The organism is Streptomyces sp. GC420 (genome assembly GCF_009916105.1).
Classification (GTDB): domain Bacteria; phylum Actinomycetota; class Actinomycetes; order Streptomycetales; family Streptomycetaceae; genus Streptomyces.
The window spans coordinates 1-21,005 of sequence record NZ_JAAAXQ010000058.1 but is presented as its reverse complement, the minus strand read 5'-3'; the positions used below and the strand labels follow the sequence as shown (position 1 = coordinate 21,005).

Below are 21,005 nucleotides of genomic sequence, written 5' to 3'. Positions count from 1 at the left end.
TCCTTGCTTCGTGCCTTGCGCTCCGGTCAGCCCTTGACCGCCCCCGAGGTCAGTCCGGCGACGATCCGCCGCTGGAAGAGCAGGACGAAAACGATGATCGGGACGGTGATCACCACCGCGGCGGCGGCGATCGAACCGGTGGGCTGCTGGAACTGGGAGCTCCCGGTGAAGAACGCGATCGCCGCGGGCACGGTGCGGGCGCTCTCGGTGGACGTCAGCGAGATCGCGAACAGGAAGTCGTTCCAGCAGAAGATGAACACGAGGATGGCCGTGGTGAACACGCCAGGGGCGGCCAGCGGCGCGATGACGAGGCGGAAGGCCTGCGCCGGTGTGGCTCCGTCCACCTTGGCCGCCTTCTCCAGGTCCCAGGGGATCTCCCGGAAGAACGCCGACAGGGTGTAGATCGCCAGCGGCAGCGAGAAGGTCATGTATGGAACGATCAGCCCGATCCAGGTGTCGAAGATCCCCAGGATCCGCTCGATGCTGAACAGCGGCGACACCAGCGAGATCGGGGGGAACATGGCGATCAGCAGGGACATGCCGATGAGCACCTGCTTGCCGGGGAAACGCAGCCTGGCCACCGCGTACGCGGCCATGGTGCCCAGCACCACCGCGATCGCCGTGGCGATCAGCGCGATGCCGATGGAGTTGACGAGGGCTCGGGTGAACTCCGAGGTCTCGAAGATCCCCCGGTAGTTCTCCAGGGTCCATTTCCTCGGGATGTAGTTGCCGTCCGTGAGGGTGCTCGGGTCCTTGAAGGACAGGGCCGCGATCCACCACACGGGGAACAGCGCGTACAGCACCACCACCACGTTCAGCACCGCCCAGCGGGTGGCGTGCGCCTTGCCCGCGGCGGCCATCAGCGCCTCACCTCCGCACCGGGCGCCGCCGCGCCGAACAGCTTGACGAAGGCGAAGGCGATGATCCCGACGCAGATGAAGATCAGCACCGAGATCGCCGAGCCGATCCCGAGGTTCAGCGCGGTGAACAGGTTGTGGTACCCGAGGATCGACAGGGAGCCGGTCCCCTGGGCGCCGGTGGTCAGGATGTAGATGTTGTCGAAGATCCGGAAAGCGTCCAGCGTGCGGAACAGCAGGGCCACCAGGATCGCCGGTTTCATCAGCGGCAGGGTCACCCTGGTGAAGCGCTGCCACGCGGTGGCGCCGTCCACCATGGCCGCCCGCAGGGTCTCCTCGGGAACGAGGGCGAGGCCGGCGAGCAGCAGCAGTGCCATGAACGGGGTGGTCTTCCACACCTCGGCGAGGACGATCAGCCACAGGGCGGGCCACCGCTCCGTGAGCGGGGCCTCGCCGCTCGGCAGCAGCTCGGCGAGGTACCCCAGGTCCGGTGTCCAGGCGTACTGCCAGGAGAAGGCGGCGACGACCGTGACGATCCCGTACGGGACGAGGACCGACGTGCGGACGGTGCCGCGGCCGAAGACGGTACGGTGCATCACCAGCGCGAGACCCATGCCGAGCACCAGCTCGACGCTCACGGACACCGCGGTGATGAACAGCGTCACCCAGAAGGCGTCCCACCAGAACGGGGAGGCCAGCACCGCCCCGTAGTTGTCCAGGCCGATGAACTCCGCGTCCGCGGGGAAGCGCAGGTCGTAGCGTTGCAGGGAGAGGTAGACCGCGTAGCCGATGGGATACGCGGTGACGGCGGCCATCACGGCGACCGCGGGCGCGCACAGCAGCCAGCCGAGCCGCCGCTCCTGCCGTGCGCCCGCGGACCGTGGAGCATGCGGGATCTGATGAGTCATCACGGGATCACACCCTCGGACCGCAGGGCCTGGTCGATCTGTTCCTCGATGGTGTCGACCGAACTCTCCGGCCTGATCGCGGACGGCGGGGAGAGAGTGTGGGAGACCGCGATCGACACGTTCTGGTAGGCCGGGGTGAGCGGGCGCACGCTCGCCGACTCCAGGGCGGCCAGCACCTCTTTCGCGAACGGGTAGTCCCTGACGAACTCCGGCTCGTCGTACAGGCCGCGGAGGGTGGGCGGCAGGCCGCCCTCGATCGCGGCGGCGAGCTGGTTCTCCCGGTTGCGCAGGCACAGCGCGGCCTCGAAGGCGAGTCCGGGGTGACGCGAGTAGGCGCTGACCGCCAGGTCGATTCCGCCGATGGTGGGGCGCGAGGGGCGGTCTGCGTCGACCCGGGGATACGGCGCCCAGCGGAAGTCCTCGAAGAGCCGGGGGTTGTTCGCCTTCATCGACGGATGGACGAACGGGTAGTTGATCTCGAACGCGGCCGTCCCCGCCTCCATGGCGAGGCGGTTCTGGTCCTCCATCTGGTTGGGCAGGGAGGGATCCGCGGCGGGGGAGTCCGCCAGCTCCCGCATGATCCCGGCGGCCCGTACGGCGGGCGGGCCGAGGGAGGGCGCCGTGGCCGCGCTGTTGAGGATGGAGCCGCCCGCGCTGTTGACGAGGCTGTTGAACCAGACGGTGAGGCCCTCGTACTGGGCGCCCTGGATCTCCACGTAGTGCGGTCTGCGCTCCCGCGCGAGCTCGCGGGACATGTCCAGCATCTCGCTCCACGTCCTGGGCGGGGTGGGCACCAGGTCCTTGCGGTACCAGAGCAGCTGCGTGTTGGTGTTGTACGGGACGGCGTACAGCCTGCCCTTCCAGGTGGCGGTCCGCAGCGGGACGCGCAGGGTGCCCGCCGTGGCCCGCGCCTTCGCCTCGCCGGTCCACTCGCGGATCCAGCGTGCCTCGGCGAACTCCGCCGCCCAGGTGACGTCCAGACCCAGGATGTCGAGCGAGCTGTCCTCGGCGGCGAGCCTGCGGACGAGCTGTTCCCGCTGGCCGTCGGCGGCGCGCGGCAGCTTGTTGTAGCTGATCCGGTAGCGGCCGCCCGAGGCCCGGCCGCAGGAGTCGGCGGCCTTCTGGAGCGCGCCGGAGTCGTCGGGGAAGTTGTACCAGTTCAGGGTCGGCGGGCCGGAGGTGTCGTCGCTGCCGCAGCCGGCGAGCACCGAGGCGAGCAGCGGCACCACGGCGAACGTCCGCAGCCCCCGCAGCGACCGGGACGCGCGCGGCCTCCGGGGAGTGCGTGCAGCCTGTGTTGTCCGTGAAGTCAGTGGTGTCCGTGGCGATGGTCCCACGGGCGTCCCGCGCCGCACTCCGCGCACCGCGGGCCCGGACCCTCGGGTCTGCCGGAAGCCGGACCTCGCGTGCACTCGCTCCACACCTCGCTTCCGGGGGCGGCGGTCACGTACTCACGTCCCGCGGTGGTTCACTCCACAGCGGACGTTCAACAGTATGTAAGGCAAGAGCAATTACATATGGCATCAAAACGCCGCATTCGAGGGCGGGGATCTCCCCGGCGAGGCGGAGGCGCGCCCTGCCGCCGCCGCGGATCTCTCCCCGGACACGCCGCGGCGGGAAGGGGACGGGCGGGCGACGGACACCGGCCGCGCCGAGGAAACCATTCCGCCCCGGAATCCGATTAGCATGGCGGGCCGTTGAACAGGGCGGACACCGGGTGCCCGGGCCCGGGTGCCGCGCCCCCGACCGGCGGGAGGGCCCGATGGTCCTGGAGTCCGGCGACCGCGCGCATGCCGCGCAGCGGTGGTCGGCACGGCTGTCGTTGACGGCCGCCGTGCTGGCGGTGCTGCTGCCCCTGCTCTGGGCCGGCGCGGACAGCCTGATCCTGGTGGCGGTCCTGCTCTTCGGCGTCACCGCCACCGTCGCCGCGCTGTGGTGGGTGCTGGCCCACCGGGGCCTGACCCGCGCGGCGGCGGGAGTGCTCGCGGTGCTGGTCCCGCTCACCGTGGTCGCGTTCTTCGACGCCGAGGACATGCTGTTGCTGGTCGTGCTGTCCCTCGGGCTGTGGGCGGTCTCCGTCTGGGCGGGCCGGGCCGCGCTCACCAGCACCGGCTCGCACACCGTGCCCGTGACGGAGCACCGTACGCCGGCACCCCGGCGGCCGTTCCTCATCATGAATCCCCGCTCCGGCGACGGGAAGGTGGTGCGGTTCGGACTGAAGGAGAAGGCGGAGGCCCTCGGCGCGCAGGTGGTGCTGCTCGACCCGGACCGCCCCGTGGACGTGGCCGCCCTGGCCCGCGAGGCGGCGGACGCGGGAGCCGATCTCCTCGGCGTGGCGGGCGGCGACGGAACCCAGGCCCTGGTCGCCGGAGTCGCGGCGGAGCGGGGCCTCCCGTTCCTGGTGATCTCCGCGGGGACCCGCAACCACTTCGCGATGGACCTCGGCCTGGACCGCGAGAATCCTGCGGCCTCCCTCGACGCCCTCACCGACGGGGTGGAGGTCCACGTCGACCTTGGCTTCGCCGCCGGGCGCCCCTTCGTCAACAACGCCTCGTTCGGGGCGTACGCGGCCGTCGTGCAGAGCCCGGCCTACCGCGGCGAGAAGGTGCGCACCATCCTGGAACTGCTCCCCGACCTGCTGACCCGCCAGCGCGGCCCGCGGCTGACCGTGCACGCCGCCGGCACCACGATCGAAGCCCCGCAGGCGGTGCTGGTGAGCAACAATCCGTACCGCACCGGCGACCCGGCCGGGCTGGGACTGCGCGAGCGGCTGGACTCCGGAGCGCTCGGAGTCCTCGGGGTCACGGTCGACAACGCCGCCCAGGCCGCGGGACTGCTGCGCGGCAGGCAGGCCGCGGGGCTGACGGTGCTGACCGCGCGGGAGGTCGTCGTGGACGCCGACCTCCCGCGGATCGAGGTCGGGATCGACGGCGAGGCGCTGGTCCTGCCCGTGCCCGTGCACTGCCGCATCGAGCCGGGCGCGCTGCGGGTACGGGTCCCGGGGAACCGGCCGGGCGTCCCGGCGGTGAAGCCGCCCATGGACTGGCGCAGGCTGCGGAAGCTGGCGGCGACGGTGGGCCGCACGGCGGTGGCCAGACACCGGCACTGAGGCGCGCGGCAGGCACGGCACACGCGGCAGGCACCGCACACGTGCACCGGCGGGGTGCACCGGCGGTGCACTGGGCGGGTGCCGAATGCTGGGGAACATCGGGGGAGCGCGGGGGAGCGACGCCCTGACGCGCCTTGACATCCGACAGGCGTTCCCCCGACCATCCTCGGGTGAACCTGTCAGACAGCCAGACAGGTGGCCGGGTGCCGCGACGCGTCAGCGCGATGGAAGCGGTGCTCACCCACCTGCGCACCGCCATCGAACGAGGCGACTACGCGATCGGCGAGAAGCTCCCCTCCGAGGCGGAGCTGTGCCGCCGCCTGGAGGTCAGCAGGCCCGTCCTGCGCGAGGCGCTGCGCGCCCTCCAGGTCATGGGCCTGACGGCGTCCCGCACCGGCAAGGGCACCTTTGTGGTGTCCACCGGACCGGTCGAGGACCCCACCTTCGGCGACTACACGGCCAGCGACCTCCTCGAGGTTCGGCGGCATGTGGAGATCCCGGTCGCCGGGTACGCGGCGGTGCGCCGTACCCCCGAGGACCTGGACCGCCTCGCGCATCTGCTGGACCGGATGGAACGGGAGACCGACACCACCGCGTGGGTTGCCATGGACACCCTCTTCCACATCACTGTCGCCGCCGCGTCCCGCAACCCGGTCTTCCGCCGGGTCATCGAGGAGATCAGGGACGCGCTGGGCCGGCAGTCGGCCTTCCTCAACGAACTCGGCGGCCGTCGCGAGCAGTCCAACCGCGAACACCGGGCGATCGTCGAGGCCCTCGCCGACGGCTCCGAGCACGACGCCGTCGAGGCCATGTCCCACCATCTCGACCGGGTCGAGACCACCCTCACCTCCATCGTGCGCCCCGCGCGCACGGACCGGCCCGCGGAAGGCGGCTCCCAGACGTGAACGAGAGACTTCCGATACGCATCCGTGTGCGCGCCGGCGGGGGAGCGCGGCGGTGAGCGCCGTCGTCGCCGTCACCGCGCGCCGCAGGGCACCCGCCGCGCGCCCGCCCCGGCACGTACCCGTGGCCCATCTCGTACGCGGCGGGCTCGTCGAAGGCGTCCACCACGGCTCGGTCGTCGTCCTCGACGCGGACGGCAAGGTGGAGTTCCACGCCGGAGACGCCCGTGCCGCCTTCTACCCGCGGTCCGCGCTCAAGCCCGTACAGGCGGCAGGGATGGTCCGCGCCGGGCTGCCCCTCGAAGGGCGGCTGCTCGCCCTCGCCGCCGCCAGCCACTCCGGCGAGGAGCAGCACATCGCGGGCGCCCGCCGGATCCTCGCCGACGCGGGCCTGACCGAGGCCGACCTGCGCAACACCGCCGACCTGCCCTATGACTTCGCCGTACGCGAGAAGTGGCTGCGCCGCAGGCTGGGGCCGAGCAGGCTCGCACAGAACTGCTCGGGCAAGCATGCCGCGATGCTGATGACCGCCCGGCTGCGCGGCTGGTCCCAGGACGACTACCTCGACCCCGGTCACCCGCTCCAGCTGGCCCTCGCGGAAACGGTCGAGGACCTCACCGGCGACGGCGTGGCCCGGGTCACCGCCGACGGCTGCGGGGCGCCCCTGTTCTCCGTCTCGCTGCTCGGCCTGACCAGAGCCGCGGCCCGGATCGCCTCCGCCGCCCCCGGAACGGCCGAGCGGCGCGTCGCCGACGCGCTGCGCGAACACCCGGAGATGGCCTCCGGCACCGGACGCGACGTGGCCCGGCTGATGCGGGCCGTGCCCGGCCTGCTCGCCAAGGACGGCTTCGAGGGCGTGCAGATCGCCGCCCTGCCGGACGGCCGCGCCGTCGGCGTCAAGATCGCCGACGGCGGCGACCGCGCACGCATGCCCGTCACGGCGGCGGCTCTCGTCCGATGCGGTGTCGACCGGGACCTGCTCGACGAGTTCGCCCGTACGCCGGTGTACGGCGGAGCCGCGGTCGTGGGCAGCCTCCACGCGGCGGGTGCCCTGGCCTGACGCCCGCGTTTTCGCGGGGCGGGTCGGCGGGCCCGCCGCTTCCGGCCCTGCCTGCGTGCACGCCTGGGCGGTTCTGGTAGGGCGGGGGCCCGCCGTCCGGCCGGATGCCACGTCCGATTTCCGCCAGCGCTTCGGGTGCCGGAGGGGCACAGTGGAGGGCGTGATGACCGAGGACAGCAGGTACGAGGCGGTGTGCAGCCGGGACGCCCGGTTCGACGGGGAGTTCTTCTTCGCCGTGAGCACGACCGGGATCTACTGCAGGCCGAGTTGTCCCGCGACCACCCCCAGGCGGCACAACGTCCGGTTCTTCGCCACCGCGGCGGCCGCGCAGGGCGCTGGGTTCCGGGCCTGCCGACGGTGCCGGCCGGACGCGGTGCCCGGGTCCGCCGAGTGGAACGCGCGGGCGGACGTCGTCGGCCGGGCGATGCGGCTGATCGGTGACGGAGTCGTGGACCGCGACGGTGTGGCGGGACTCGCGGCGCGGCTCGGCTACAGCGCACGGCAGGTGCAGCGGCAGCTCAACGCGGAACTCGGCGCAGGACCCGTCGCGCTCGCCCGCGCCCAGCGCGCCCACACCGCACGCATCCTGCTCCAGACGACCGAACTGCGCGCCGCCGACATCGCGTTCGCGGCCGGGTTCGCGAGCGTGCGGCAGTTCAACGACACCATCAGGGAGATCTACGCCCTCACCCCGACCGGGCTGAGGGCCGCCCGCACGCGCGTCAGGTCCGCGTCCGGGGCGGGCGCCGGGATCCCGCTGCGCCTCGCCTTCCGCGGTCCCTTCGCCGGTGCGGAACTCTTCGACGACCTCGCCGACCGCGCCGTCCCGGGCGTCGAGGAAGTGACCGGGGAGCGCGGGGCCCGCACCTTCCGGCGCACCCTGCGCCTTCCGCACGGCCCCGGCATCGCGGAAGTCGGCGAGCACCGGGCCGGCAGCGCGGGCGGGACAGGCGGGACCGGCGCGGCGGGCGGGTGGCTCGAATGCCGGCTCCACCTCGCCGAGCTTCGCGACCTGACCACCGCCGCGCAGCGGATGCGCCGCCTGTTCGACCTGGACGCCGACCCCTGGGCCGTCGACGAACGCCTTCGCGGCGCGCCCGCACTCGCGCCGCTCGTCGCGGCCCGCCCCGGGTTGCGCTCGCCCGGCGCCGCCGACCCCCATGAGCTCGCCGTCCGCGCCGTGCTCGGCCGGCAGGTCACCCTCGGCGCCGGGCGGAGGCTCGGTGCCGCGCTGGTCCGCGTGTACGGCGAACCGCTCCCCGCCGCGAGCGGCGGGCTCACCCATCTCTTCCCGCGCGCCGAGGACCTCGCCGACGCGTCCCTGGAGGAACTCACCCTGCCCGGGCCGCGCCGCCTCACCCTGCGGGCCCTCGGTGCCGCGCTCGCCGAGGGCACGGTCGTCCTGGACCCGGGAGCCGACCGCGACCGCGCCGAGAAGGAACTGCTGAGGGTGCCCGGCATCGGACCGTGGACGGCCGGGTACATCCGGATGCGGGCCCTCGGCGATCCCGACGTACTGCTGGAGGGGGACACCGCCGTACGGGCCGGCGCCCGCCGCGCCGGCGTGTCCCTGGAGGACTCGCAGGCCTGGCGGCCCTGGCGCTCGTACGCCATGCACCACCTGTGGAGGGCGGCATGAGTGAGGACACGCTGTTCCCGCCGCCCCCGGACCCCCGGCCCCGGCGGGTGCTCGCGCCGGGCTCGGTGCACGTACCCGGCCGGCTCGCTCCCGGGCGGCAGCGCGAGCTGGTGGCGGCCTGCCGCCGCTGGGCGAGCGGGCCCTCGTTCCCCGAGTGGACGGTTCGACCCGGCCGCCGTCGCGGTACGCGTACCACGGGGTTGGGGACTGTGAATAGAGCAATAGAACGGGTCTGGCCCGTAGTCGGTGGTGACGTTGAGTGTTTGTCAGGGCAGGAGGCTGCGGTGGCGGAGGAGGTTGAATCCGGCGCGCCCGTGCATCTGTCTCATGACGGGCACGGCACCCCGTTCTCCCGGGTGCGGGCCGTGATCACCACCATGTCACCGCCGTTCGCCAGATGTTCCACGATCAACGCCGACAGCCCCGAAGACACCGTCGCCACAAGGGAAATCAGAACCAGCACGCGACCGTGATCACGGACGCCTACCCGGCGTCACCACCGAGTACGGGCCAGACCCGTTCGTTTGACAGACCCTCGGTTGACGAGATCCCAGCGAGCGTGGTGATCGTGCGGGATCTTCGTCGCTTCTGGCGTCTGTTCGAGGGCGTTCGTGCTGGCGGATTGCAGCCCGCCTGACAACTCTCAACGGCCGTGTAGTTCGGCTGCCGTCGGACAACCAGGTCGACCGCATCTGGGCCACATTGGAAGCCCATGCTGGGACGCGCGCCCCCTTGCTGGGTAGGATGATCACATGCAGCTGTTTCTGACACCTCCGCCGCCCGCCGCTTAAGGCGGGCAGTCACGCAAAGCCATCCCGGGTTGCCAGGGTGGCTGCGCGGGTTGCCCACGGGGACATCGTGATGGCAATCAATCGAGGAGATCTCAGTTGCAGTCCTCTTCTGCCCTGCCCGTTCGGCAGGGTGTTCTCTACGTCGCGATTGCGGCCACAGCATGGGGCACTGGCGGCGCTGTGGCCGCCGAACTGTACGACGTCGGAGGAATCGGCCCCATCTCCGTTTCCTTCTGGCGGTTCCTCACCGGACTGGGGCTGCTCCTGGCAGCTCACCTGGTCCGACGGTCCCGGCGGCCGGAGACGGCGCTGTCGCTGCGCGCAACGTTCGCGGCGAACCCGCGGCGAGCTCTGATCACTGGCTTCGGGCTGGCGGTGTACCAGACGGCCTACTTCGCCTCCGTGCAGCAGGCCGGACTGACCGTGGCCACGGTGGTGACCCTGGGATCGGGTCCGGTTCTGGTCGCCGTTGGAGCCCGGCTCACGCTGGGCGAGCGCACCGGCGTCGCCGGAACCGCCGCAGTGGCGAGCGGCGTCGCCGGCCTGGTGCTGCTGATGGGGGGAGCAGACGGCAGCACCGGCCCGGCTCCCCTTCTGGGCATCGGATACGCGCTACTCTCCGCGGTCGGCTACGCGGGCGTGACTCTGCTGGGCCGCTTCTCCGGCCGAGAGAACACCGGGGGCGCGTTCGAGTCCACGGTGACCGGCTTCGCGGTGGGCACGGTCTGCCTTCTGCCGATGGCTCTGCCGGAGGGCTTGCTGCCCGACATGGAGCGTCCGGCATGGACTCTGGGGCTGATCCTCTATGTGGGGGCGGTGCCGACGGCTCTGGCGTACACGTTGTTCTTTGTCGGCCTCGGTGTCGTACGGGCGACCACGGCGTCCGTGGTCGCCCTGGTCGAGCCGCTCACCGCGGCGGTCATCGGCATCCTGGTCTTCGGTGAGCGGCTCAACGCGATCGTCCTCACCGGCACGGCCCTGCTGATGTTCGCCGTGCTCTTCCTGGCAGCCGACGAGGGGTCCGGCCGAGCGGCTTCGCGAAGGACGCCCGGCCCAGGTGCTGACCACGGTCAGCGCACGTCGCATCCGGCCATGCGGACCAGGGACTGACGCCGACGCACCATGCACAACGAGGGCGGTGGGCCGTTGGGGCCCACCGCCCTCCATCACTACCAGTAGCGGATGATGCGCATCGCGCCATCAGCTTTCAGTAGACACTCATCCTCATACCAGCCACGTCAAGACCCCCTGCCACGTCAACCTCTTGATGCGATGGACGGGCACACTGGCGGCCGGACAGGCCGTCCTGCTGGACGACAGGGCGCTCCAACACGACGTTACGGACGTGACTTCCGCCGACGGCGGGCCCGGCCACCGGGACATCGTGATCATCGCTTTCTCCCGCTGGAAGGAGAAGTGGTACGGCGACGAGCACGACGTGGCGGCCCTCGCCAACAGCCCGAAGAACTGGCCCGCCGCGACGGGCAGCTCATGGTCGACTTCGTGAAGTACCAGGCGCTGGGCAACGACTACCTGATCGTCGACCCCCGATACGGCGATACGGACCTCGGCCCCGAGCCCGCCCCCGAGGCCGTCCGCCTGCTCTGCGACCGGCACCACGGAGTGGGTGCGGACGGGCTGATCTTCGGGCCGCTGGAACCCGCCAAGCCCGACACTCCAGTGTCCCTGCGCATTTTCAACGCGGACGGGAGCGAGTGCGGGATGAGCGGCAACGGACTGCGCATGTTCGCCCTGTACCTCGCCGAGCGCTACGTCGAGCAGTGGCGTGCGGGCAGGCCGTTCACGGTACGGACACGAGGCGGCGACGCGGAGGTCCGGATCGTGGATTTCGTCAGCGGCCTGGTGCGCGTGGACATGGGGCTGCCGCATTTCACCTCCGCAGAGGGCAACGGGGACAGCGGCGCCGCTGGCGTTGCCGTCCCCGTTGCCGGTGGAGGGCCGGATGAGGTGGTCACGGTCACCGACCTGCACCTGGGCGTTCCGCACACCGTCGTGTTCAGGGACCGGATCGACGGAGAGCTGGCTCAGCGCCTGGGCCCCGCCCTGGCCTGGCATCCGCGCTATCCCGAGGGCACCAACGTGGAGTTCGTGCGCATACACGACGACCACACGCTGGACACCGTGCTCTGGGAGCGGGCCGCCGGCCATGTACCCGCTTCCGGGAGCGGTGCGTGTGCCGCAGCGGCCGTGGCGTACGCGCGCGGCCTGGTCGGCCGCGACGTGAGAGTCCGCATGCCGGGTGGTGAAGCCGACGTGATCGTGGCGCGGGACGGCAGAGTCAGCTTGACCGGAACCGCGCGGGAAGTGATGAGGGGATGTCTCTCGCCCTCATTGCGCTCGGAGTTGACCGGTCGGCGCCCAGTTCCGGAGCTGTCTCGCAGGAGGGACGCATGAGCGTCACACAAGTCCCCGGGGCATGCCCATTGGACTGCCCGGACGGCTGCAGTTGGCAAGTGACGGTCCGGGACGGCGAGGCTGTCGCACTGCGCGGCACCCCGGACCATCCGTACACCAGGGGCACCCTGTGCGTGAAGGTCAACCAGTTCCTGGAGCACACCCGCGCGCCCGACCGACTGCTTCACCCCATGCGGCGCATCGGCCGCAAGGGCGAGGGCCGGTTCGAACGCATCAGCTGGGACAGCGCACTCGCGGAGATCGCGCGGCGGCTGACGGAAGCCATCGAACGCCATGGTGGCGAGGCGATCTGGCCGTACCAGGGCACCGGCACTCTCGGCTTCCTCCAAGGGCTCCAGGGGCGGGCCGGCAGCAGGCTTTGGAACGTACTGGGTGCTTCGCGCCACGACATGACGATCTGCTCGATCGCCGGTCTCGCCGGACTCCAGTACACACTCGGCACCAGCACGGGCATCGACCCGGAGAACCTGGTGCATTCCCGGCTGATTCTCCTGTGGGGGAGCAATCCCCTCACCACCCACCACCACCTGTGGAAGGTAATCCAGCGGGCACGGCGCGATGGCGCACATGTCGTCGTCATCGACCCGGTCCGCAGCCGTACGGCCGCCCAGGCCGACGAACACATCGCGCCCCTTCCGGGCACGGACGCGGCGCTCGCCCTGGGCCTCATGCACGTGGTTCTCCAGGAGGGTGCCGAGGACCGGGAATACCTGGGCACCTGCACCGTGGGGTGGGAAGCGTTCCGGAAGAGAGTGCTGGAGTTCAGCCCGCGGCTCACGGCGCGGGAAACGGGGGTGGCCGAGGAGGAGATCGTCCGGCTCGGACGGCGCATTGCCAACAGCCGGCCCACCGCCATCCGGGTATCGCAGGGCATCCAGCGCCACGCCGGGGGCGGCACCGCGCTGCGAACTCTCGCCTGCCTGCCCGCCGTGACCGGCGACTGGCGGCGACCCGGCGGCGGTCTGCTCTACTCGACCGACGGCTACTTCGGCGGGAACCGCGAGGCCCTCTACCGGGACGACCTGCTGACCCGTCCCGTGCGGAGCCTGTCCATGACGCGGTTGGCCGAAGGGCTGCTGGACGTGGACGATCCGCCCGTCGAAGCACTCATCGTCTACGGCGCCAACCCGCTGGCCAGTTCCCCCGACCAGAACAGAATCCGCCAGGGCCTGGCCCGGGAAGACCTCTTCACCGTGGTCATGGACCACTTCCAGACCGACACCGCCGACTACGCCGACATCGTGCTGCCCGCCACCATGCAGCCCGAGCACCTGGATGTGCATGACGGCTACGGCCACCTGTACATCACCTGGAACGAACCGGCGGTTGCCCCGCCCGGGGAGTGCCTGTCCACCACTGAGACGTTCCGGCGCCTGGCCCGGGCCATGAATCTGACGGAACCGGCGCTGTACGCCAGCGACGAAGAATTGGCGAACGAACTCCTCGACTCCCGGCACCCGTCCCTGGCCGGCATCACCGTGGACACACTGCGCGACAGAGGATGGGCGCGGCTCTCCTACCCCACGGGGTTCGTACCCTTCGTCCATGGATTCCCCACCCTCTCGGGGAAACTCGAGTTCGTCTCGGAGACCGCCCAGGCGGACGGCTTCGACGCCGTGGCCGGATACGTCCCGGCCGCGGAGACCAGTGACGCCGAACTGGCACGGTCCTTCCCCTGTGTCCTCGTCTCCGTGGCGTCCCGCTTCTTCCTCAATACCGTCTTCGGGAACAAGCCGGCGCTGCGCCGCCGCGCCGGCCCGCCGTATGTCGTGCTGCACCCGAAGGACGCTGCGGCGAGCGGCATCGCGACCGGTGACCGCGTCAGGGTGGGCAACAGCCGAGGCGCGTTCGAAGCCCTGGCCAAGATCGACGACGTCGTACGCCCGGGAGTCGCAATGACGACCAAGGGCCACTGGCCCAAGCTGACTGGCGGCTCCGGCCCGAACGCCACCGTCGACGAACGGGATGCGGACATGGGCGGCGGAGCGGTCTTCCACGACAACCGCGTACGGATCACACCCCTGCCTCCGCGCAAGGACGACAGTAGTGAGGGTTGCGGATGAAATTCAGACAACTGGGCCGTAGCGGGCTTCAAGTCAGCGAGATCGCCTACGGCAACTGGCTCACCCACGGCGCCCAGATCAACGACGACCAGGCCGTCCAGTGCGTCCACGCGGCGCTGGACGCCGGAATCACCACGTTCGACACGGCCGACGTGTACGCGGGCACAGCCGCCGAGGCCGTACTCGGCAGGGCGCTGAAAGGCCGGCGTCGCGAGTCCCTGGTGATCTCCACCAAGGTGTTCTTCCCGACCGGTACCGGACCGAACGACAGCGGCCTGTCCCGCAAGCACATCACGGAGGCCATCAACGGCTCGCTGTCGAGACTGGGCACCGACTACGTCGACCTGTACCAGGCACATCGCTTCGATCACCGGACTCCGCTGGAGGAGACCCTCAAGACCTTCGACGACCTCATCCGGCAGGGCAAGGTCCTCTACATCGGCGTCTCGGAGTGGACCACGGACCAGATCGCGCAGGCCACGAAACTCGCCGGCGAACTCGGCCTGGACCGGTTCGTGTCCAACCAGCCCCAGTACTCGATGCTCTGGCGTGTCATCGAGGAAGAGGTCGTGCCTCTGTGCGAACGGGAGGGGCTCAGCCAGATCGTCTGGTCGCCCCTCGCCCAGGGCGTACTCACCGGCAAGTACCTGCCCGGTCATCCTCCGCCCGCAGGATCGCGGGCCACGGACGAGACGGGCTCCGGCTGGGTGAAGACCTTCCTGCGTGACGAGGTGCTGGAGAGGGTGCAGCAGCTCACCCCCATCGCTCAGGAGCTGGGCCTGACCCAGGCTCAGCTCGCTGTCGCCTGGACACTGCAGAACCCCAACGTCGCCGCGGCCATCGTGGGTGCCTCCCGGCCGGAGCAGATTCACGACACGGTGAAGGCTGCGGGCATCCGTATCGACCCGGCGCTGATGCATCGCATCGACACCGTCCTCGGCCCGGTCGTCGAACGAGATCCAGCCAAGGTGGACAGCGCCGAGTAATGCCACCTCCCATGCGTTCATTCCACCGAGTCCCTGGGGGATATCCATGACCTTCACCCCGTTCGAACTGCTGGAATGGCAGGGGAGACTGGGAGCCACGGCCACATACAGCCTGGCCGACAGCGGCTGCCGGCCGATCCGGCTGCGCGACCTCGTGGACAGCGAGCAGTCACTGAGCCGACTTCTCGACAGCGAGCTGAGCTACCCGCCCACATGCGGCACGGACCAACTGCGCGCGCAGACAGCGCAGTGGCACGCCGGCAGCACGGACTATGCCTCGGAGGTCATCGTCACCGTCGGGGCGGCAGAGGCCAACACTGTCGCCGTCGAGACCCTCATCCGACCCGGGGACCATGTGGTGACCATGTCACCGGGCTACCGTCAAGTCTGGGGTGCCGCCCTCAACCGGGGCGCCGTCGTCGAGGACCTCCCACTGGACCCGCAGCGCGGCTGGCGACCCGACATCGACGCGCTGGCAAACATGGTTCATCCGGGAACCCGGGCAATCTCGGTGACGACCCCCAACAACCCGGCGGGCACCATCCTCACCGAGGAGGAGATACGGGCGATCACCTCCATCGCGGACCGAGTAGGTGCGTGGGTGCTCTCCGATGAAGTGCACCGCGGCACCGAACTCCACACCGAGAAGGCCAGTCCCAGCTTCTGGGGGCGGTACGAGCGAGTCGTGTGCGTCGGCAGCCTCTCCAAGGCGTTCGGCATGCCGGGTCTGCGTCTCGGCTGGCTGATCGCACCTCCCGCGCTCACGGCGCGGCTTCGCCAGCGGCACGAATACACCACCGTCTCCGCGGCAGGGCCTGCAATGGCCCTCGCGGAACTGGCGCTCAATCCCGCCACCCGCACCCGGCTGCTGAACCGCTACCGCGGCTTCCTCCGCGAGAGCTGGACCCAGATGCAGCAATGGATCGACTCCCATGACCAGTTACTGTCGGCCGTGCCGCCCCAGGCCACCTCCCTGGCATTCGTCCGTTACCACCTGGACCTGCCCAGCACCGAAGTCGCCGAGGCACTGCATGCCCGCGGCGGCGTGCTGGTCGGCGCCGGGGCCCATTTCGGAACCGAAAACCACCTCCGGTTCACCTACGGGCAGGAGCCGGCCCAACTGGCAGCCGCTCTGGAGAGGGCTTCACATGTTCTGAAGGAACTGAGTGCGTGAACCCCGCCGCGCTCTCACTGATCGACGCCGGAGAACTGGCGCGCCGCCTGCCCATGCCACTGGCCATTCGGGCAGTGGAACAAGCCCTGCGCGCCGGGCTGGACCCCGAAGCGGACATCCCCCGCACCGTGCTCGACGTCGACGCGGGCCAGCTGTTGCTGATGCCGTCCACGACAGCCTCGTACACCGGAGTGAAGATCGCTGGAGTCGCGCCCCGCAACCCCGCCCGCGGGCAGCCACGCATCATCGCCTCCTACCTCCTGATGGACGCGGCCGCCGGGTATGGCGCCTGGGCACCCCCGGCGGTAGCCGGGGGAGTGCGGGGCCCCCGCTCCACCGCAGTGGTGGTTCGGGGCCTCCCCGCCCGCCTCCGGCCGTATCCGTCCGGCCGGGTCGTGAGGGGGCCGGCCTCCCGGGATCGGACCACGGACAGGATCCGTGTCGCCGCCCCGGGGTTGAGTACGCCGGGGACCAGTGCGCCCAAGACCGTTCGCGGCGTGCGGCTGAGCGGATTCAATCCTGCTCAGCCCACAGGAACGGTTCCCAGGGGCCTGTCCGGCACATGCGACCCGGCCACCGGGCTGGCGAGCGGGCGGCTCAGCATCACGATGAGGGTCACCGGTCTGACGGACGGCTGAGGCCGACGGCTGCCGGCCGACCGTGAGTTCGGCGGCGGCCGGCGGCACTCACGGTCGGCCGCTCTTCCCGTCCGCCGCGTCTCCACCGTCCGCCGCGCAGTCACCGGCGGCGGCACGCAGCGCGGCCTCGTCCAGCGTGGCCGTGAGCGCGTCGAGCCGGGCCCGGAGCTGCCCGATCTCGGCGAGCGAGAGACCGGTCGAGGCACCGATTCTGCGGGGCACCCGGAGCGCCTCCTCTCGCAGCGCGGTGCCGGAAGCGGTGGGGCGCACGGTGACGGAACGCTCGTCCTCGGGGCTGCGCCTGCGCTCCACGTGGCCCGCCGCCTCCAGCCGCTTGAGCAGCGGCGACAGCGTGCCCGAGTCCAGTCGGAGGTGTTCACCGATCGTCTTGACCGGCAGTTCGCCGTGCTCCCAGAGCACCAGCATCACCAGGTACTGCGGATAGGTCAGCCCGAGGTCCTTCAGCAGCACGCGGTAGAGGCCGTTGAACGCCCGCGAGGCGGCGTGCAGGGAGAAGCAGATCTGGTTGTCGAGACGGAGGAACTCCTCGTCCCGCACGGTCGTCACGGCGCTCTGCTCCTTCGTGTCCATGCCTCACAGGGTAGCGTGACCGATATTCAGTTGTACACAATTGAGTTGTGTGCTTTAGTTGTCGTCGTCGACCCCGACAACGAGGAGAGATGGAAACCATGGACGCGCTCTACACCGCAGTCGCCACCGCCAACGGCCGCGAAGGCCGTGCCGTCAGCAGCGACGGCCGTATCGACCTGCCGCTCGCCTTCCCGCAGGCTCTCGGCGGCAACGGCCAGGGCACCAACCCCGAGCAGCTCTTCGCCGCCGGATACGCCGCGTGCTTCGCCAGCGCCATGGGTGCCATCGCCCGCCAGGAGAAGATCGACGTCAAGGACGCCTCGGTGACCGCCGAGGTCGGCATCGGCAAGGACACGGACGGCGGCTTCGCGCTCGCCGTCACCCTGCGCGTGGAACTGCCCGAGCACCTGGATGGTGAGCCGGGCCGGACGCTCCTCAAGAAGGCCCACGCCTACTGCCCGTACTCCAAGGCGACCCGCGGAAACATCCCGGTCGAACTCGTCATCGAGTAGCCGGCGGCCGGCGCCGCGGCGCCCACCGGACTCCGGGGCCCGGACGCTCACCACCCCATGGGCGGCCGGGCCCCGGGCATGCGCTCAGGTGCTTCGGGGTGCTTCTGCCTCCCGGTCCCGGTCCCGGCCCCCGGTCGGCGGCCTCCGGTTCGTGGCCGGAACGGTCCGGGGAGTCGTCAGGCGGCCTTTCCGGTCAGTCTCGGCGCCGCGCCCTTCGGGTCGACGTCCTCGCCGCACTCCACCCGCGCGGCGAGCCGCCGGGCCCACTCGGAAAGCCCGGCCACGTCGATCCCGTACGGCCGGTCGTCCGCGTACCCGGCGATCCCGGCGGCCCCGCGCAGCAGCAGACGGGCCCCGCCCCGCCGGTTGCCCCGGGCCGCGTGGGTCAGGCCCACCGCGAGCTGGGCCAGACCGCGCCACAGGGCGCGTTCCGTCTCGGGCCCGGACTTCCACGCGTCCTCGAACACCTCGTGCGCGTGGAACGGCTTTCCCGCGTCCAGCAGGTGCTGCGCCTCCGCCACCGTCTGCGACGGCGTGCGCACCACGCCCTCGGGCTGGCGCTCCACCCCCTCGGCCCCGTACGGCAGCGGCCGCCCCAGCCCGTCCCTCGGCCGCGCGTTGCGCGCCCGTCCCTCGGCATCCCGGTCCCGCCGTACGTCAGCCATGGCCCGATTGTCCCCGGGGCGTGGGAGGCCGTGGAACGGGGGACCCGCGAGGTGCGGTAATGTTTTCCCTGCGCGATCACCTCGCGGAAGCCGGGTGGAACGCGCAACGGGACGTGGCGCAGCTTGGTAGCGCACTTGACTGGGGGTCAAGGGGTCGCAGGTTCAAATCCTGTCGTCCCGACTTTTCGAAGTCGTGGAATCAGAGGCCGTTTCGGGTATCCGGAGCGGCCTCCGGTCGTTTCCGGCAGCGGCGGGATTGGTTCCGGTCCGCCTTCGGACTCGGGGGAGGGAATGTTCCCGCGGGATGGGATGCTTGGTTCTTTCGGGGTCCCGTGGCGCGGCCCAAGGGGGAGTAAAATACCCGTAAGGGTATAAGTGAGGAGTTGCCGTGGAGCTGGAGTTCGAGGGTGCGGAGCTGAAGGCGGTGCTGAACCGGCTGCGCCGGGCCCAGGGGCAGATCTCCGGAGTGATCCGGATGATCGAGGAAGGGCGCGACTGCGAAGACGTCGTCACCCAGCTTGCCGCTGCCTCCCGTGCGCTGGACCGGGCCGGATTCGCGATCATCGCGACCGGTCTGCAGCAGTGCCTGATCGATTCCGAGGACGGTGCGAAGAACTCCGCGAGCAACGGGGGGAACGGCGGCGAGAGCAAGGAGCAGATGCGCGCCCGGCTCGAGAAGCTGTTCCTGTCGCTGGCCTGAGCCGCACGGAAGGTGCGCCGACGCCGGAGACGCGGCGGCGCAGCAGACGCGGCGGCGCCGGGGTGTGACGCGCCGACCCGCCCGGGTGTGCCGCGCCGGTATGCGGCGCACGGGTCCGCACCGGCTTCAGACCGCTACGTCGACGACCATGAACGCGGCCACCGCGAGCAGCACCCGGGCGAAGATGCGCTGGAGCCCGGCCCCGGAGACCTTCGTCGCCAGGCGTTTGCCGTCCCAGGCGCCGAGGACCGCCGCCGCGGTGAACGGTGCGACGACCGCCCAGTCCACGGCGCCCGCAGTTCCGGCCCGTACCGTCAGCGCGGCCACCGAATTGACGATGATCACCAGCAGGCCGGTTCCGACTGCCTGACGCATCCGCAGGCCCAGGACGCCCACCAGGGCGGGCACGGCGAGGAATCCGCCGCCCACGCCCAGCACCCCGGTCACGGCGCCGAGCCCGGCCCCGGCCGCGGCGGCCCGGCCGGGCCGTACCACATGGTCCGCGTGCGCGGGAGCGGCGGGTCGAAGCATACGGAGCGCGGCGGCGGCGGCGATCACCGCGAACGCCACGGTCAGCGCGGCCGAGGGCAGCCGCCCGGCGGCCATGCCGCCCAGCATCGCCGGGAGCAGGCCCGCCGCCGAGAACAGCAGCCCCGTACGCCAGCGCACTTGTCCGTCCCGCGCGTGCGCGTACAGCGCGCCGGCGGAGGTGACCGTCACGATGATCAGGCTCGCGGTGCCGGCGGCGGCCGGGGTGAAGCCGAGCAGATAGACCAGCGCGGGAACGGCGAGCACACTGCCCCCGCCTCCCAGGGCCCCGAGCGCGAGACCGGTGACGGCCCCCGCGACCAGAGCGAGAACGAGCTCGGTCACGCGGCCGTGCCACCGTCGCCGTACTCGTCCGTCACGACGGGAAGACCCGCTTCGGCCCAGGCGATCATGCCGCCCGCGACGTCGACCGCTTCGAAGCCGCGCTCGGCGAGCAGCCTGACGGCGTCCAGGGAGCGGCGGCCGGAACGGCAGATCACGATCAGCGGACGGCCCTGAGCGGCGGGCGGCAGCGGCCCGCCCGCGGCGAGGGCCGACAGCGGTGCCGGTACGGCGCCGGGGGCGTGCTCCTCGGCCCACTCGTCCGCCTCACGCACGTCGAGCAGTACGGCGTCACCGGACGGCCCGGTGCGCTCCCGGGCCTGGTCGGGGGAGATCCGGGCAGAGCCCGCGGTATCGGTGGCCGCCCTCGTGGTCCCCGTGTCCGCGCCGGCCTCGCTGCTCCCGCCGCCCGCACTGTCGGTGCTCCCGCCGTTGGTGGCGTGCGCGCCGTTTCCGGTGGTCTCGTCCGCCCGGGCGGAGGCCGGGGGCCCGGACTCCAGGAGGCCGGCGTCGCGTGCGCCGTCGAGGTCGTCGTCGATCGCCACGACGTCCCGCCCCGAGGCGTCCAGCAGGGAGGCGGCGACGGCCGCCCGCATCCCTCCGGCGCAGTGCACCCAGACGGTCCCCGGCGGCACCTCGGAGAGCCGGCCGCGCAACTGGTGGATCGGGATGTGCACCGAGCCCGCGACATGGCCGGTGGCGCGCTCCGCGTCGCGCCGCACATCGAGGACGACGTTCTGCCCCGCGGGCCGCGCCGCCAGGTCCGCGAAGGCGGCGCGGCGGAAGGACCGCGGGCTCTCGCCGGGCCCGACCCAGTCGGCGGGGGAGCCGGTCGCCGCGGCGGCGGGCCGGTCGATGCCCACGCGGACGAGCTCACGCTGGGCGTCGGCGAGCTGCCGGGGCGACTCCGCGAGCAGCGTGACCGGCTTGCCCCACGGAATCAGCCAAGCCAGGTACGTCGCGAGCTGGCCCTCGAGTTCGAAGTTGAACGATCCGGCGACATGGCCCTCGGAGAACGCGACTCGGTTGCGGAGGTCGACGACCCACTCGCCCGCGGCCAGCCGGGCGGCGATCTCCCCGGGGTCCGCGACGGCGGGCGGGGTC

21 protein-coding genes and 1 tRNA gene are annotated in these 21,005 nt (G+C 71.4%); 15 read left to right on the top strand and 7 right to left on the bottom strand.

What is annotated here, in order from left to right; translation table 11 throughout:
* Positions 1–26 precede the first annotated feature (26 nt).
* From GUY61_RS10320 to GUY61_RS10310, 3 genes are read right to left on the bottom strand one after another with little or no spacing between them, the layout of a single operon-like run.
* The gene (locus GUY61_RS10320) at positions 27–860 is read right to left on the bottom strand and encodes a carbohydrate ABC transporter permease (RefSeq protein ID WP_166629778.1); all 834 of its coding nucleotides are present in this window, start codon (positions 858–860) and stop codon (positions 27–29) included.
* Positions 860–1,765: a carbohydrate ABC transporter permease gene (locus GUY61_RS10315; protein WP_166629777.1), complete on the bottom strand. Its 906-nt coding sequence runs from the start codon at positions 1,763–1,765 to the stop codon at positions 860–862. The genes GUY61_RS10320 and GUY61_RS10315 overlap by 1 nt, the downstream gene beginning before the upstream one ends.
* On the bottom strand, positions 1,765–2,991 hold the full coding sequence (locus GUY61_RS10310; protein WP_313896605.1) for an ABC transporter substrate-binding protein: 1,227 nt from the start codon (positions 2,989–2,991) through the stop codon (positions 1,765–1,767). Before GUY61_RS10310 ends, GUY61_RS10315 begins: the two co-directional genes overlap by 1 nt.
* 536 nt (positions 2,992–3,527) lie before the next feature.
* Between GUY61_RS10310 and GUY61_RS10305 the strand changes: the two genes are divergently transcribed.
* From GUY61_RS10305 to GUY61_RS40005, 12 genes are all read left to right on the top strand, one after another.
* A complete protein-coding gene (locus GUY61_RS10305) occupies positions 3,528–4,874 on the top strand; it encodes a diacylglycerol kinase family protein (protein WP_166629776.1) in 1,347 nt (448 codons plus the stop codon).
* 224 nt (positions 4,875–5,098) lie between these two features.
* Positions 5,099–5,779 (top strand): FadR/GntR family transcriptional regulator, encoded by a 681-nt coding sequence (locus GUY61_RS10300; protein WP_166629787.1) that lies wholly within the window; start codon positions 5,099–5,101, stop codon positions 5,777–5,779.
* Positions 5,780–5,831: 52 nt separating this feature from the next.
* On the top strand, positions 5,832–6,836 hold the full coding sequence (locus GUY61_RS10295; protein ID WP_166629775.1) for an asparaginase: 1,005 nt from the start codon (positions 5,832–5,834) through the stop codon (positions 6,834–6,836).
* A 163-nt stretch (positions 6,837–6,999) separates the two neighbouring features.
* The gene (locus tag GUY61_RS10290) at positions 7,000–8,475 is read left to right on the top strand and encodes an AlkA N-terminal domain-containing protein (RefSeq protein WP_166629774.1); all 1,476 of its coding nucleotides are present in this window, start codon (positions 7,000–7,002) and stop codon (positions 8,473–8,475) included.
* A gap of 284 nt (positions 8,476–8,759) precedes the next feature.
* The gene (locus GUY61_RS10280; RefSeq protein WP_166629764.1) at positions 8,760–8,948 is read left to right on the top strand and encodes a hypothetical protein; all 189 of its coding nucleotides are present in this window, start codon (positions 8,760–8,762) and stop codon (positions 8,946–8,948) included.
* 498 nt (positions 8,949–9,446) lie between these two features.
* A complete protein-coding gene (locus GUY61_RS10275; RefSeq protein ID WP_398954943.1) occupies positions 9,447–10,376 on the top strand; it encodes a DMT family transporter in 930 nt (309 codons plus the stop codon).
* Between the two features lie 157 nt (positions 10,377–10,533).
* The gene (locus tag GUY61_RS10270) at positions 10,534–10,773 is read left to right on the top strand and encodes a 2OG-Fe dioxygenase family protein (RefSeq protein WP_243766336.1); all 240 of its coding nucleotides are present in this window, start codon (positions 10,534–10,536) and stop codon (positions 10,771–10,773) included.
* Positions 10,758–11,681, top strand: coding sequence for a diaminopimelate epimerase (gene dapF, locus GUY61_RS10265; RefSeq protein WP_166629772.1), 924 nt, complete (start codon positions 10,758–10,760; stop codon positions 11,679–11,681). Before GUY61_RS10270 ends, dapF begins: the two co-directional genes overlap by 16 nt.
* Positions 11,678–13,765, top strand: coding sequence for a molybdopterin-dependent oxidoreductase (locus GUY61_RS10260; protein ID WP_166629771.1), 2,088 nt, complete (start codon positions 11,678–11,680; stop codon positions 13,763–13,765). The genes dapF and GUY61_RS10260 overlap by 4 nt, the downstream gene beginning before the upstream one ends.
* On the top strand, positions 13,762–14,751 hold the full coding sequence (locus GUY61_RS10255) for an aldo/keto reductase family protein (protein WP_166629770.1): 990 nt from the start codon (positions 13,762–13,764) through the stop codon (positions 14,749–14,751). The genes GUY61_RS10260 and GUY61_RS10255 overlap by 4 nt, the downstream gene beginning before the upstream one ends.
* Before the next feature lie 46 nt (positions 14,752–14,797).
* Positions 14,798–15,925, top strand: a complete 1,128-nt coding sequence (locus tag GUY61_RS10250) for an aminotransferase class I/II-fold pyridoxal phosphate-dependent enzyme (RefSeq protein WP_166629769.1) — start codon at positions 14,798–14,800, stop codon at positions 15,923–15,925.
* Positions 15,922–16,563, top strand: coding sequence for a hypothetical protein (locus GUY61_RS40005; RefSeq protein ID WP_313896604.1), 642 nt, complete (start codon positions 15,922–15,924; stop codon positions 16,561–16,563). Before GUY61_RS10250 ends, GUY61_RS40005 begins: the two co-directional genes overlap by 4 nt.
* 48 nt (positions 16,564–16,611) lie before the next feature.
* Here GUY61_RS40005 and GUY61_RS10235 read toward each other — a convergent pair whose 3' ends face one another.
* Entirely contained in the window at positions 16,612–17,154 is a 543-nt protein-coding gene (locus GUY61_RS10235; protein ID WP_166629768.1) for a MarR family winged helix-turn-helix transcriptional regulator, read from the bottom strand.
* Positions 17,155–17,252: 98 nt separating this feature from the next.
* Between GUY61_RS10235 and GUY61_RS10230 the strand changes: the two genes are divergently transcribed.
* A complete protein-coding gene (locus GUY61_RS10230) occupies positions 17,253–17,666 on the top strand; it encodes an organic hydroperoxide resistance protein (protein WP_166629785.1) in 414 nt (137 codons plus the stop codon).
* Between the two features lie 176 nt (positions 17,667–17,842).
* Here the strand turns inward: GUY61_RS10230 and GUY61_RS10225 are convergent, their stop codons facing one another.
* A complete protein-coding gene (locus GUY61_RS10225) occupies positions 17,843–18,331 on the bottom strand; it encodes a DUF309 domain-containing protein (protein ID WP_166629767.1) in 489 nt (162 codons plus the stop codon).
* 107 nt (positions 18,332–18,438) lie between these two features.
* Here GUY61_RS10225 and GUY61_RS10220 point away from each other — a divergent pair.
* A tRNA-Pro gene (locus GUY61_RS10220) sits at positions 18,439–18,512 on the top strand.
* A gap of 207 nt (positions 18,513–18,719) precedes the next feature.
* Positions 18,720–19,031 (top strand): metal-sensitive transcriptional regulator, encoded by a 312-nt coding sequence (locus GUY61_RS10215; RefSeq protein ID WP_166629766.1) that lies wholly within the window; start codon positions 18,720–18,722, stop codon positions 19,029–19,031.
* A gap of 126 nt (positions 19,032–19,157) precedes the next feature.
* Here GUY61_RS10215 and GUY61_RS10210 read toward each other — a convergent pair whose 3' ends face one another.
* Both GUY61_RS10210 and GUY61_RS10205 read right to left on the bottom strand, forming a co-directional pair.
* Positions 19,158–19,904 (bottom strand): sulfite exporter TauE/SafE family protein, encoded by a 747-nt coding sequence (locus tag GUY61_RS10210; RefSeq protein ID WP_166629765.1) that lies wholly within the window; start codon positions 19,902–19,904, stop codon positions 19,158–19,160.
* Positions 19,901–21,005: rhodanese-like domain-containing protein (locus GUY61_RS10205; RefSeq protein ID WP_279576786.1), on the bottom strand; the 1,105-nt coding region annotated here is incomplete at its 5' end. The genes GUY61_RS10210 and GUY61_RS10205, both read right to left, overlap by 4 nt.